Annotated in this window: 7 protein-coding genes; 3 read left to right on the top strand and 4 right to left on the bottom strand. The window is 74.1% G+C overall.

Going from position 1 to position 12,516, the window contains the following annotated elements; translation table 11 throughout:
* Window positions 1–123: 123 nt before the first annotated feature.
* Complete coding sequence (locus ACWDAK_RS10420; protein ID WP_427393960.1) at window positions 124–4,659, bottom strand: cation-translocating P-type ATPase; 4,536 nt, start codon at window positions 4,657–4,659, stop codon at window positions 124–126.
* A 27-nt stretch (window positions 4,660–4,686) separates the two neighbouring features.
* Window positions 4,687–5,193, bottom strand: a complete 507-nt coding sequence (locus tag ACWDAK_RS10425) for a hypothetical protein (protein ID WP_427393961.1) — start codon at window positions 5,191–5,193, stop codon at window positions 4,687–4,689.
* 240 nt (window positions 5,194–5,433) lie between these two features.
* Here ACWDAK_RS10425 and ACWDAK_RS10430 point away from each other — a divergent pair, with 240 nt between their 5' ends.
* Window positions 5,434–8,151 carry a SpoIIE family protein phosphatase gene (locus tag ACWDAK_RS10430; RefSeq protein WP_427393962.1) on the top strand — a complete coding sequence of 906 codons (2,718 nt, stop codon included), beginning with the start codon at window positions 5,434–5,436 and terminating at the stop codon, window positions 8,149–8,151.
* Window positions 8,152–8,279: 128 nt separating this feature from the next.
* Here the strand turns inward: ACWDAK_RS10430 and ACWDAK_RS10435 are convergent, their stop codons facing one another.
* On the bottom strand, window positions 8,280–9,461 hold the full coding sequence (locus ACWDAK_RS10435) for a baeRF2 domain-containing protein (protein ID WP_344636055.1): 1,182 nt from the start codon (window positions 9,459–9,461) through the stop codon (window positions 8,280–8,282).
* Between the two features lie 513 nt (window positions 9,462–9,974).
* Window positions 9,975–10,532, bottom strand: coding sequence for a helix-turn-helix domain-containing protein (locus ACWDAK_RS10440; RefSeq protein WP_344636054.1), 558 nt, complete (start codon window positions 10,530–10,532; stop codon window positions 9,975–9,977).
* A gap of 77 nt (window positions 10,533–10,609) precedes the next feature.
* On the opposite strand from ACWDAK_RS10440, the gene ACWDAK_RS10445 reads away from it, so the two are divergent.
* Both ACWDAK_RS10445 and ACWDAK_RS10450 read left to right on the top strand, forming a co-directional pair.
* Entirely contained in the window at window positions 10,610–11,983 is a 1,374-nt protein-coding gene (locus ACWDAK_RS10445; RefSeq protein ID WP_427393963.1) for an erythromycin esterase family protein, read from the top strand.
* A gap of 45 nt (window positions 11,984–12,028) precedes the next feature.
* Complete coding sequence (locus ACWDAK_RS10450; RefSeq protein WP_344636052.1) at window positions 12,029–12,478, top strand: hypothetical protein; 450 nt, start codon at window positions 12,029–12,031, stop codon at window positions 12,476–12,478.
* Window positions 12,479–12,516: the final 38 nt, after the last annotated feature.

Here is a 12,516-nt window from a genome sequence, read left to right on the forward strand (position 1 = left end):
CGGCGGCGGAGGCGAGCGGCTGATCGACGTCGTGTTCGTCCGGGGCAGGCCGGAGGACATCGCGGTCCGGCGCACCGGGCACCCCGGGCCGGGTAACAAGGCGCCGGGACGCGAGGGAGGCGATCAGCGGGGTTGCCGCAGCTGCCGGGCGAGGGATTCGAACCTCGGCGCCAGGTGCGGGCCCAGCGCGGCGACGACCATCGCGGTGGCGACTCCGGCCCAGGCCACCGGGCCGAGGGGTGCACAGCCGAAGAACCGGCTGACCAGCGGCGTCTCGATCAGCACGAACAGCGAGAGCGCCGAACCGAGGACCGTCGCCAGCACCAGCGGACTGCGTCGCCGGCCGCCGACCGTCTGGGTTAGCTGGGCGCCGACCACACCGCACAGCGCCATCGTGCTGGTCCGCCGGGCGGAGCCCGGCGTGAACGTGCCGATCAGCCAGGCGGTGCTCGCGCCCAGCGCGGTTACGACCCCACGCTGGCGGATCTGCCGCGTCAGCGGCTCACCGAGCACCGCGATGCCCACCGGGACGGTGCCGACCAGGGCGGATTCGCCGGCCAGGCTCTCCTCGGCGGCGTCGTCCCGCGGGGTGACCGCGACGGCCATCGCCGGGAACATGTCGGTCAGCAGGTTGACCAGCAGGATCTGCCGGGTGGACAGCGGCGAGGCCCCGGACAGCAGGGTGCCGAGCACCGAGAAGCCGATCTCACCGGCATTGCCGCCGATCAGGACGCTGATCGCGTCCGCCACGCTGCGCCACAGCGCCCGGCCCTCGGCCACGGCATCCACCAGGACCGACAGGTCGCCGCCGGTGATCACCAGATCGGCCGCGTTCCGGGCCGCCGCCGAGCCGTGCACCGCGATGCCGACTCCGACGTCGGCGGCGCGGATGGCGGCCGCGTCGTTGGAGCCGTCCCCGACCATTGCCACCACCCGGCCGGCCGCCTGCAGCGCCTCCACCACCTGCAGCTTCTGCTCCGGGGCGACCCTCGCCGCCACGTCGCAGCCGCGCAGCAGGCGGGCCCGTCCGATGCGGTCCAGGGCGGCCAGCTCGTCCCCCGTGATCACCGATACGTCATCCGGCCAGCCGAGCTGGAGGGCCACGGCGCGGGCCGTCTGCGGGTGGTCGCCGGTGAGCATCACGGGCCGCACGCCGGCCCGGCGGAGGTCGGCCACCAGCGGTGCGGAACCGGGGCGGGGGGTGTCGGCCAGGCCGATGAAGCCGAGCAGGTCCAGATCCTCGAGCGGCCGGCCGATCACCTCGGCGGGCTCCTCGGCCTCCGTGAGCCGGCGACCGGCGACCGCCAGCACCCGCAGGCCGTCGGCGGCCAGCGCCTGCGCGGTCCCGTCGCCCTCGGCAGTCTCCGTGCAGGCCGGCAGCACGACCTCAGGCGCACCCTTCACCAGCAGCGCGCGGGCCCCCTCCGCGTCACACCCGACGGCGGAGGCGTACCCGCGACTGGCCTCGAACGGCTGCACCTCGGCGAGGGTCCACGGCGAGCCGGGCAGTGCGGCGGTGAGGATCGCCTCGTCGGTGGAGTGGGCGTGGACACCCGCCTCCCGGCCGGGAGTGCGGCAGGTCAGCGCGGCGGCGTGGACCAGCGGCGCGGCATCGGTGGAACCGGCCGGGTGCTCGGTGCCGTCCGCGGTCGCCACCCGCACCACGCGCAGCCGGTTCTCGGTCAGCGTGCCGGTCTTGTCGAAGCAGACGGTGTCCATCCGGCCGAGCGCCTCCAGCGCGCGCGGGGCGCGGACCAGGATGCCGATCCGGCTCAGTCGCCGGGTCGCGGACAACTGCGCGACGGTCGCCACCAGCGGCAGGCCCTCCGGGACCGCGGCCACCGCCACCGCCAGCCCTCCCCGGACCGCCTCCCGTACCGGCCGGCCGCGCAGCAGCGACAGACCGGTCACCGCAGCGCCGCCGAGCAGGGTGAACGGCAGCATCCGGCCGGTCAGTTCGTGCAGCCGGGCCTGGACGCCGGGCGCGGGCGCGGTGCGCGAGGCCAGGTGCGCCGCCCGCCCGGCCTCGGTCTCCCCGCCGGTGCCCACCACGACGGCCCGGCCGTGGCCGGCGACCACCGTGGTGCCCTCGAACACCATGCAGTGCCGCTCGGCCACCGCGGCCTGCGGTGTTGCGTCCACCTGCTTGCCGGTCGGCAGCGACTCGCCGGTCAGCGAGGACTCGTCCACCTCCAGTTCATCGGCCTTCAGCAGCCGGGCGTCGGCGGGTACCACGTCGCCGGTGTAGAGCTCGATCACCTCACCCGGGGCCAGCCGCCCGGCCTCCACCGTCCTCGCCTCGCCGGTTCCCAAGTCGGTTATCCGGCGGGCCTTTTGGCGCTGTTCCAGCTTGAGTCCGGAGAGCGCGCGCTCGGCCCGCAGTCGCTGGACCCCGCCGACGAGGGCGTTCACGCCCATGGCGCCGAGCACCATCAGCGCGTCCACGACGGACCCGAGCAGGGCGGAGGCGATGGCGCCGACGAGCAGCAACGGCGTGAGCGGATCGTGCAGTTCGCCGCGGACGGAGCTGACCAGCCGGACCGCCAGGCGCTCGGGCGCGAAGACCGGAAGACGCGCGAGCCTGACGGCGCCCTCCCGGATCCGCGCCGACACGCCCGGTTCCACGCCCGCGGCGCGGGCCCGCAGCCGGGTCAGTGCCTCCTGCGGCTGCAGGGCGTGCCAGGGCACCCGCGGCGGCGGGTGCGGCGCACGGTCGGTGTTGACCCGCAGCGCGGCACGCCAGCCCGAGACGAGCGAGGCGGCAGCGGCGGCGTGCACCGGGCCGAGCCGGAAACCGAGCGGGAAGGTGAGGTGCTTCGAACGCGGTCCCCGGGTCACCACCAGCAGCCCGGCGAGCGCCGCACCCGCCTCGGCGAAGACCTTCGAGTGCTCGCCGACGGTACGGGCCGCGGGTATCGCCGCCAGCAGTCGCCAAGCCCCCTCCAGCCCGTGCAGCAGCAGCACATCCGCGCCCCACACCACCGCACTGCCCTCGTCGGTGAGTGAGACGGCGACGTCGCTGCGCAGCAGGCCGGCCAGCACCTCGCGGCTCTCCGGGCTCAGTTGCCGCTCCGTCCCGGCCCGGCCGCACGGCACATGAGCTACCGTCAGAACGACCCGGCCGCTGCTGCGCAGCTCTCCGACCAAATCGGCCAACGTCCTTTCGGCACCCACGAGTTCGTCCGCCAGTGCGCCGAAGTCGCCGAGCGAACCATCGTCCTGCACCACGACGTACAGGCCGGCTCGGCGGGCCGCGTCCAGTGCCGCCTCGGCGAGCGGGTCGAGCTCCCAGCCGACCAGCACGGTGCCGACGTCCCTGCCCCGCTCCGACGCGATCATCAGCCCGATACGGGAACCGGCCTGGTCGGGCACCGGACGCAGGCCGAGCGCCCCGCCACCGTCCAGGGTCGCCGTGGCCGTCTGCCACAGTCGGTCGTGGTCCCAGTCGGGCACGTTGGAGTTGACGTCCAGGACCGTACGCCGAGTGCTGCGCAGCGCCTCGGGGTGGAGTACCACCGTGTCGACGAGCTCCAACTGCCCGAGTCGGTCGAGGTTGCGCACGAGTACGCCCTCGCGGGCCAGTTCGGTGCACAGTGCGGCGGTGAAGGCCTCCGGGCCGTACCGGACGGCCTTGGGATTGCCGGCCATCAGCGCCTCCGCCGCCTCGTGCACGTCCCGGGAGAACAGGAGCGTTCCGACCGCGCCGAACAGGGTTCCCGTGATCGCCTGGTCCCGGTAGTCCTCTCCTGGACGGCGGTGCAGCTGCGGCCGGGCGACCTGGCGGCCGGCCAGGCTCAGCCGATCCGGAGCGCAGACGGTGTCGTGCGCGGCGTCGAACGCGGCGGCACGGGCGACGGCCTCGGCCAGCTGACCCACCCTCAGCACCGCGTCCAGGGCCAGGGCGGTCGGCGACTGCCCCACGCCGTGCGCGGCCGCGTTGGCGGCGGCCAGCACCAGATCGGTGGCCGAGCGGCCCAGATGGCGGCGGAGCACCGATCGCACCCGCGGGTCCTCACGCAGCAGCGTCACTCCGGTCGTGACCAGGTGGGAGTTGCTCTTCAGGTGGACCGTCCGCGCGGCGACGGCGCTGGCGATACCCACCGCGTCGCAGGCCAGGGCGAGCGCACCGGAGCGCACACCGCCGGTATGACCCGGGTGCGCGGGCTCCAGCACGTCCTCCTCCGGCCGCTCCAGCCGCTGCCCGGCCGCGAGCTCGGTCGCCCGCTCCACCACGCGGTCGGTGACGGCGTCCTGCGTCATCTGCACCACCAGCCGGGCCAGCCCGCCGTCCCAGTAGGCGGCGAGCACGTCGGGGCGCTGCACCAGGCCGGTCGCCACCCGCCGGGCCGCCGCCTCCAGGCTGCGTACGGTCGCGCCCGGGCTCGGGCGCAGCGGGAGCTGGACCCGGGACCCGGCATGCCAGTAGCGCCGGCCGGGGGCCATGGCGCTCAGCCCGACCCGGCCGACCCGCACCGCGGTCTGCGACACCGCCAGCGCGCCGCGGGCGGTGGTGCGCACGCCCGTGCCCGCCGCATCGGCCGCCACTCGGACGGCCGTGCCGGCCGCCGGGACGACCCGCCGGGCCGTCCGGACGGGAACCCCGACCGCGAGGTCCATCCCCGCGGCGGGCAGCCGGGTCAGCAGACGCAGGACCGCCATCACTCGCCTTCGCCCAGCCGCGAGCCCTCATCCGCCCGCGGCCGAAGCGGACTCTGCGGCGGTGGCCGTGCGGCGCCCGCCCGACTGGGTGGTCCGCTTCGCCTTGGTCGTCGCCGTCTTCTTCGAGCGCGGTTTCGTCGTCGCGGGGCGCTTGGCCGAGGACTTCGCCTTGGCGGAGGGCTTCGCCGCAGCCCTGCGGGTCGTCCGGGTCGCGCGGGCCCCCGTACCGGCAGTGGCGCCCTCGTCGGCCCCGCCCGGACGCGGCTGGGTCAGCCACACCACCGCGGCGCCGGCGGCGGCGATCGGCCACTCCACGAGGCCCGCCGCGCCCAGCAGGCCGGCACCGGCGTAGGCCGCGATGCGGCGTGAGCGTGGCGAGACGACACCGACGGTGTCCAGAACGGAGCCGAAGGCGTCCTTGACGGTGGCGGCGCCCGGTAGGTGGCTCACCGTCGTCATCACCGTGTCGACCGGATGGAGCAGCTTCTCCGCGGCTGAGGGGGATGCGGAGCTTCCCGGTGTGGTCTCGCTCATGGTCTGGTCATCTCCTACTGGTCCGCATACCCGGTGACCGGCGGAAGGAACCAGCACGGCGGGGCCCGGGCCCGGGGGTGCGTCCACCGCGACCGTGCGCTGCCCGCCCGGCCGTCGCGGGCGGTTGCGCGGTCCGCCGGAGCCGGCGGCCGTCACCCGTGTCCTGTCCGGCCTCCGGGGCCTGGACTTGATCGTGTGCTGTAGTTCTGACGTTCCATCAACGAAGGTGGGAAGTCCAGCATGCGAGACGGCGGTGGCGGGCAGGACCCGGGAACCGGGCTGAAGGCGCCGGCGAGACCGAATCGGCGGTCACGGTTCGGGGCCGGGGGCGTCGCCGGGCGGGTGCTGCTGTGGCAGTTGGCGGCGGTGGTGCTGCTGGTGGCAGCGGCCACCACCGCCCTGGTGATCCAGATCGGGAAGGACATGCGACGCGACGCCACCGACCGCTCGCTCGCCGCCGCCGAGGCCTTCGCGCACGCGCCGGGGATGGTGCCCGCGCTGCGCAGCACCGATCCGACGGCGGCGCTGCAGCCCTTCGCGGAGCCGGCGCGGAAGGAGTCCGGGGTCGACTTCGTCTCGGTACTGTCACCCGACGGCATCCGCTATACCGGCCCGGTGTCGGTCCTGATCGGCAAGCGCGCCGACGGCGACATCGCGCGGGCGGCCGCCGGGCAGGCCGTCACCGAGACCTACCGGGGACCTCTGGGGGAGGCGGTCCGGGCCATCGTCCCGGTCACCGATCCGACCGGGAGGCTGGTCGGGATGGTCAGCGCCGGGATCCGGACCGGGAACGTGGTGAGCACGGTCGACCACAGACTGCCGCTGCTGCTCGGCGCCGCCGCCCTGGCCCTGGCACTGGCCGTGAGCGGCGCCACGCAGATGAGCCGGCGGCTTCGCCGCCAGACCCACGGCCTGGGCCCGACCGGGATCACCCGGATGTTCGAGCACCACGACGCAGTGCTGCACGCCGTCCGCGAGGGAGTGCTCATCATCGACCAGGACGGGCGGCTGCTGCTCGCCAACGACGAGGCGAAGCGGCTGCTCGGCCTTCCCCCGGCCCCGGAGCACCAGCACCTCTCCACCCTGGACCTGGACCCGGCCGTCACCGAACTGCTGCTCTCCGGGCGGGCCGCCGAGGACGAGGTCTTCCCCGTCGGCGAGCGGCTGATCGCGGTCAACCACCGGCCGACCGCGATCTACGGCGGGCCGCTGGGATCGGTGGCGACCCTGCGCGACACCACCGAGCTGCGGGCCGTCGCCGGACTCGCGCAGGTGGCGCGGGAGCGACTGCGCCTGCTGTACCAGGCGGGCAAGCGGATCGGCACCACCCTGGACGTCGTGCGCACGGCCGAGGAACTGGCCGAGGTGGCCGTCCCGCGGTTCGCGGACATCGCCACGGTGGACCTGCTGGACCCGGTACTGGCCGGCGACGAGCCGGGCACGGACCTGCTGACGGTGATGCGCCGGGTGGTCGCCCGGGGCATCGAGGGGAACTGGCCGCTCTACGGCGTGGGCGAGAGCATCGAGTGGATCCCGGGGGCCGCGCAGACACGGAACCTGGAGAGCGGCCGGGCGAGCATGGTGACGGACCTGAGGGCCGACCAGGCCTGGCGGACCCAGGACGAGGAGCGGTCCGAGGAGATCCTCCGCCGCGGCCTCCACTCGCAGATCACCGCGCCGATGCGGGCACGTGGCGTCACCCTGGGCATGGCCATCTTCTGGCGCGGCGCCGCCACCCCGGAGCCGTTCACCGAAGACGACCTCTCCCTAGCCGAGGAACTGGTCGCCGGCGCGGCGGTCTGCATCGACAACGCCCGCAGGTACACCCGCGAACACGCCGTCGCCGTCACCCTGCAGCGCAGCCTGCTGCCCAGACGCCTGCCGGAGCAGAACGCGCTGGAGGTCGCCCACCGGTACCTGCCGGCCCAGGCCGGAGTCGGCGGCGACTGGTTCGACATCATCGCGCTGCCCGGGGCACGGGTGGCCCTGGTGGTCGGCGACGTCGTCGGCCACGGGCTGCACGCCGCGGCCACCATGGGCCGGCTGCGGACCGCGATCCACAACTTCTCGAGCCTGGACATCGCCCCCGACGAGCTGCTGGGCCACCTCGACGAACTGGTCGCCACCATCGACCAGGACAAGACGGTGGAGAGCGACGGCGGCACGGTCACCGGGGCCACCTGCCTGTACGCGATCTACGACCCCGTCTCGGGCGTGTGCACCGTGGCCCGGGCCGGACATCCCCCGCCGGTGATCGTCCAACCGGACGGCACCGCCGTCTTCCCCGACGTTCCCGGCAATCCGCCGCTCGGCACGGCAGCCCTGCCCTTCGAGGTGACCGAACTCCGGCTACCCCAGGACAGCCGGATCGTCCTGTACACCAACGGACTCGTCCACAGCCGCCACCGGGACCTCGACGTCGGGATGCAGCTGCTGCGCACCACCGTGGCCGGCCCCGGCCGCACCCCGGAGGAGACCTGCGAGGCCGTACTGGCCACCGCACTGCCCCCGCACCCGAGCGACGACATCGCGCTGCTGGTGGCCCGCACCCGGCTGCTGGCCGAGCGTCAGGTCGCCGAGTGGCAGGTCCCCGCCGATCCCGCCGCCGTCTCCCGGATCCGCACCGAGTGCGCCAGCCGGCTGGCCGACTGGGGCCTGGACGAGATCGCCTTCACCACCGAGCTGATCCTCAGCGAGCTGATCACCAACGCCATCCGCTACGGCGCCCAGCCCATCACCGTCCGGCTGATCTGCGACCGCTACCTGACCTGCGAGGTCGCCGACGCCAGCAGCACCTCGCCGCATCCGCGCCACGCCTCCAGCACGGACGAGGGCGGCCGCGGGCTGTTCCTGGTCGCCCAGTTCGCCAACCGCTGGGGCACCCGTTACACGGCCCACGGCAAGGTCATCTGGACCGAGCAGTCGCTGGTTTCGGACGCTCTGGACCGCCGGGACTGAGCGAGGGGTGGGCCGGGCCACGTACACCGCAGAGCGCCGGGTGCCGCCCGGCCGTCGACAGCCCGGTCTCCGGCGGGAGTAGCCGCTCCCGCCGGAGACCGGGGCCGATCGGCACGAGGCAGGCCCGGTCAGTCGCTCCAGCGCAACACCGCGCCCACCCCGCCAGCCGGACCGCCGGCCTCTGTGGGGACGAGTACCGCCTCGGCACCGGCGGCCGCCGCGGCGCGCAGCAGGGCGTCGTCGGCCCGGGCCGGCTGCGGTCGCGCGACGCCGAGGGCGTGGGCGTCGGTGCGCCTGCTGGCCAGCTGGTCGGGGCCGGGACCGACCCAGACCTGGCGGCCGGGATCGCCCGCGGACTCGTCGAGCAACAGGGTGGCCACCTGGTGGCGGCGGGCGGCGTCCAGGACGGCCGGGATGCCCTCGGCGGCCGGTCCCGGGCTGCTGTCCGGGCCGGATGCACCGTGTTCACCCGGTCGTCCGCGCCCGGCGTGGAACTGGTCCAGGGCGTCGTCCAGCCGCTCCGTCCGGTACGCGGTCTTGGCCTCGGCGATCCGCCGGTCGAGTGCCTCGGAGGAGGCTCCGGCCGTCCTGGCACCGCCGTCGACTTCCACGGCGTGCGGCTGCAGCCAGTCGGGCAGCCGGTTGTGCACGGCCCGGCGCTCCCGGGCGTCCCCGGCCAGCACCAGCAGCCGGGCACCACTGTCCGGCCAGCGCCGGGTGAGCTCGTCGGCGATGACCTGGGCGGTCTGGTCCCAGGTGTCCTGGAGCCGCTGCTCGTAGTGCCAGCCGTAGCGGTCGGCCGGAACCGAGCGGTGCCCGCGGTCCTGCCACTGCTCGCCCTCCGCGCTGCCGAGCCTGACCCGCGCCCGGGAGTGGCCGTTCGCCCGCCCGTCGCGCAGCTCCAGATCGGCACCGGTGCGGTCGATCAGGGCGACCAGGCAGGCGGTGTCCTCACCGCGCAGCGTGAGAAGCGGGGCCAGATGCGGTAGCGCGGACCAGGTGGCCTCCGGCATCGCCGGGGCCGCCTCCAGCGGAACATCCAGCACCACCGAGCCTTCGGTGGCGAACAGGGCCCGTCCGGCCGGGGTTCCGGAGACGGGTGCGGCGGCGAGCGTGCCGTCCACGGCGGCCCGGGTGGGCTCGTCCGCGCCCTGGTCGGCGAGCTGCCTGGCGACCGCGCGTCGGCGCAGGTCCTGCTGCTTCACCGCGTCCTCGGTCGCCCGGGAGGTGTCCAGGTAGACGGACGCCCAGGGCTTGGCCCGCTCCGGCAGCGGACCCGCGAGCAGCGGGCTGAGAAAGGCGAGTTCCATGATCTCCTCCAATGCCCGGGGGTTCGCCGCCGGGCGGCTACCCGGTCGCGGACCGCGGCTGCCCGGTACGGCCGTCGGCGCGTGGGCCGGCGGTCGGACCCGGGGAGCCGCCCGGGGGCTGGTCGGGCCGGTGGACGGGTGGCCGGTGGCGGGGGAGCGGGACGTGGCCCACCGGGTGGCCGGCCTGCCAGGTTGTCGGCCGGGCAGGGGCCAACTTCCCTTTCAGAGGCCGGAGTCGGGCTGCGGGACTGGCCCGCGCCGCTCCACCGGCTGCTGGTGCTGTCGCTGCTGTGCTGTTGGTGGTGTGGGGTGCGGATCCGCGTGTAGACGGCGACCGCTGGGCCCGGAAGCTGTCCGCGGACGGTCTGCGCACGGCACGGGCAACGGCGGCCTCGGACTGGCGACGTCGGTTCGACGTCCTGGGCAGGGCGCACTACCGACGGTACGACGAGAGCACGGCGACGGCACGGTGCGAGCGTGCGGAGCCGGTAGTCGGCCGGGCCGCGGATCGGCTCACGGGCCGCAGTCTGCCTCGGGCAGCGGTGGCTCCTCGATCGGGAAGAAGACCGCGCTCACCAGGTGGGGGCTGCGGCCGGGCGCGGGTGCGTTGGCCGCCCGTGCCACGAGGACCTCGCGGAGTGCGTCGATCATGTCGGTGAGTTCGTCCTGGCTGAGCCACAGGACGCCCTGCCGGTAGCCGACCTGGTCGTCCGTCGGGTCGGCTCCGTCCCGGTCGAGGTAGCCGCCGAACTCGGCGAGCAGGGCCGCCATGGCGGCGGCGAACCCGCGGCGGTGGTCGTCCAGGGACATCGACGCAGCCGTGTCGGTGCCGATCGCCGCGCGGTCCCGGTGCAGCCGGTAGTGGCGTTCCACCGCGCCGTGCACGCGCTGTTCGGCCGCGACATCGAGCACGCCTGCCTCGACCAGCAGACCGACATGGCGGTACAGCGTGGTCTTGGGGACATCGGGCAGGTGCGCGCACAGCTCGGACGTGGTGCGGGTCCGCCCGCCGGAGAAGGCGTGCACGATGCGCAGTCGGACGGGGTGGAGGAGAAGGTCGAGCGAGGTCATCCTGACACGATCCCATATCTGGTACCGTTCCCAAAAATGGAAATACAGACCTTCCTCCGAGCGACAAGGGGCCAAAAGTGAGCAGGCAGCCTTCGGTGGCACCCGTCCGACTGAGCGGTGAGGCGGTGATCCCGCTGAGCACGCTCGATCCGAGCGGACCGCTGGACGACCTTTCATGGCTGGACCAGGTGACCGGCGACGCGAGGGTGGTGGCGATCGGTGAAAGCGCGCACTACAACCGCGAGTTCTTCCAGCTCCGCCACCGCCTGCTGCGCTATCTGGTCGAACGGCACGGGTTCGGCGCCTACGCGATGGAGACCGGATTCGTCGAGGGCCGGCTGGTCGACGACTGGGTCCGAGGGGGTGGGGACCGGCTCGGCCGGGTCATGGCGGACGGAATGACGTCCCTGATGGGGCTGTGGTCGCAGATGCGCGCCCACCTGGAGTGGATGCGGGAGCACAACCGCACCGCCGCGCGCCCCGTGGGCTTCCATGGGATCGACCTGCCCGGCTCGATGGTGTCCCTGTTGCCCGGCCTTGACGCCGTGTCCGCCTACCTCGCGCAGGCCGATCCCGAGTTCGAGATCGATCCGGGCATCCGGGAGACGGCCTCGGCCTTCGCGGCCGCGTCCGCGTTCGCGGCCCCCGCAGCCATCGCCGCCTACGGGAACCTCACGCCCGGGAGCCGGGACGCGCTGACGGCGGGCCTCGCCGATCTCACCGCGCGGATGACCGGCAGGCGCCTGGAGTACCTGCGGCGGACCACCGAGGGGGCCTACGAGTGTGCGCTGCGTTCGCTGCGTGTCACGGTCACCCTGGATGCGATGTTCCGCGAGATGGCGCGCGGGGACCGGCAGGGGATGATGCTCGACCGCGACGCCACGATCGCGGACACGGTCGACTGGATACTGAGCAGGCAGGACCGGATCGTACTGGCCGCCCACAACGGCCACGTCCAACGCTGGCCGGGAACTCTTCCCGGGCTGTCCCCGATCACGCCGATGGGCATGCACCTGGCAGACCGGCTGGGTACCGACTACCGGGTCATCGGCACCACCTCGGGGACCGGCCAGATCCTCAACAACGGGCCCGACTTCTACACCGGCACCCTCTTCGCGCGGATGGAACCGCCCCGGTCCGGCAGCCTCGACGCGCTCATGGCCGCCAGCCACGACGGACCCTTCGCGACCGACCTGCGGCGGCTGTCCCCGGCCGACGCCGCGACCGTACGAGCCGCCTCCCAGCAGCGCGCCGGCGTCGGCACCTTCTACTCCGACCAGAGCCCGCTGGACGCCTACGACGCCATCGTCCACCTACCGCACCTCACCCCGGCCGAACCCGACCGAGGTGCACTCGCCCACGCAGCCGGCGATGTCCAGCAGGCCTTCTCCCATTGGCAGCGCGAGTGGCACACCGGACCCGGCCGCTGCGGTCAGGCCGGCCGCCTCTGACGGAATGTCATTGCCAGGCTGCCGCATCGACGGCATCCTGCACTCATGGCTGACGAGCGTTGTGATCACGACCTGATAGTGGGCCAGTGCGGCCATTGCAAGCCGGTACCGCGTGGGCTGTGCGCGTCGGTCTACACGACCCGGGGCGGGTCGGTCTTCCACCGCTCCGAGTCGTGCGAAGCACTGCACGACGGCCAGCGGCGGGCCGCGCGCTTCGGACGTGAGGTCCACACCCCGGAACGCGTCCCGGTCGCGGACGCCATGGCCCGGGGGCGGGGAGCGTGCATCCGCTGCTTCCCCGGCTACCGTCCCACGGTTGACACCAGACCGTGCCTGGTACGGGTGGGACGGCAGTGGGTGCGCGGCCTGCTCACCGAGTGGCGGCGGAGTGCCGACGGCCGCTGGAGCGGCGTGGTCTCCTACGTGGTCGACGGCGAGCAGACGACGGCGGTGAAGGGCCAGGACGACCTGCGCCCGGCTCCAACCGGCAGCTGAGCCAGGCCCGTTGGAGCACTGTGCAGGACCAGCGTGAG

It is taken from the genome of Kitasatospora sp. NPDC001175 (assembly GCF_053598215.1).

Bases quoted from the DNA above. Each gene is read 5' to 3' on its own strand.
- ACWDAK_RS10420 (WP_427393960.1), bottom strand. From the start codon at position 4,659: ATGGCGGTCCTGCGTCTGCTGACCCGGCTGCCCGCCGCGGGGATGGAC.
- ACWDAK_RS10425 (WP_427393961.1), bottom strand. From the start codon at position 5,193: ATGAGCGAGACCACACCGGGAAGCTCCGCATCCCCCTCAGCCGCGGAG.
- ACWDAK_RS10430 (WP_427393962.1), top strand. From the start codon at position 5,434: ATGCGAGACGGCGGTGGCGGGCAGGACCCGGGAACCGGGCTGAAGGCG.
- ACWDAK_RS10435 (WP_344636055.1), bottom strand. From the start codon at position 9,461: ATGGAACTCGCCTTTCTCAGCCCGCTGCTCGCGGGTCCGCTGCCGGAG.
- ACWDAK_RS10440 (WP_344636054.1), bottom strand. From the start codon at position 10,532: ATGACCTCGCTCGACCTTCTCCTCCACCCCGTCCGACTGCGCATCGTG.
- ACWDAK_RS10450 (WP_344636052.1), top strand. From the start codon at position 12,029: ATGGCTGACGAGCGTTGTGATCACGACCTGATAGTGGGCCAGTGCGGC.